This window comes from Streptomyces sp. NPDC047043 (assembly GCF_040644055.1).
Lineage (GTDB): Bacteria > Actinomycetota > Actinomycetes > Streptomycetales > Streptomycetaceae > Streptomyces.
The window spans coordinates 1-1,007 of record NZ_JBEYVO010000099.1 but is presented as its reverse complement, the minus strand read 5'-3'; the positions used below and the strand labels follow the sequence as shown (position 1 = coordinate 1,007).

Below are 1,007 nucleotides of genomic sequence, written 5' to 3'. Positions count from 1 at the left end.
CAGCCAGGCCCAAGGTTCAACTACGAGCTTTTTAACCACAACAACTTTAATATACGCTATTGGAGCTGGAATTACCGCGGCTGCTGGCACCAGACTTGCCCTCCAATTGTTCCTCGTTAAGGGATTTAAATTGTACTCATTCCAATTACAAGACCCAAAAGAGCCCTGTATCAGTATTTATTGTCACTACCTCCCCGTGTCGGGATTGGGTAATTTGCGCGCCTGCTGCCTTCCTTGGATGTAGTAGCCGTTTCTCAGGCTCCTTCTCCGGGGTCGAGCCCTAACCCTCCGTTACCCGTTGCAACCATGTTTGGCCAATACCCAAACATCGAAAGTTGATAGGGAAGAAATTTGAATGAACCATCGCCGGCGCAAGGCCGTGCGATTCGAGAAGTTATCATGAATCACCAAAGAGCCCAGAGGGCATTGGTTTTTAATCTAATAAATACATCCCTTCCGAAGTCGGGATTTTTAGCATGTATTAGCTCTAGAATTACCACGGTTATCCAAGTAGTAAGGTACTATCAAATAAACGATAACTTATATAATGAGCCATTCGCAGTTTCGCTGTATAATTGCTTATACTTAGACATGCATGGCTTAATCTTTGAGACAAGCATATGACTACTGGCAGAATCAACCAGATAACTATCGTCCGCCGCGGAAAAACGGCAACCGGTGCTGCGAGCAGCGCCGGAGAGATGTCAAGTTCACTGGGTGGCGTCCGGAGACGCGCCGGGCAAAGCACCTGCGGCAGGAGCCGTGGGCGCCGTGCGAGCCGGCAATCCGCTTTCCCACTCATGTGTTCCCCAGCGAAGCCGTCGACCACACTGAGCCCGAACGGGCGGCGTGTGGCCTGGGGCACGCCAGGAGAAGGACTCAGCGCCCGACTTCAGCCATTGCGGCGTCCGGCGGGCGTGGTTGCCTTCCGTTGCTCGATGGTAGAACTCGCCAGAGGCCAGTAATCCACAGAACCCATCCCTACAGCGGCGATTGCCGGGGCATTC

General features: G+C 52.2%; 1 rRNA gene. It reads right to left on the bottom strand.

Going from position 1 to position 1,007, the window contains the following annotated elements:
- A 16S ribosomal RNA gene (locus tag ABZ880_RS54450) occupies nucleotides 1–652 on the bottom strand; the annotation flags it as partial.
- Between the last annotated feature and the right edge of the window lie 355 nt (nucleotides 653–1,007).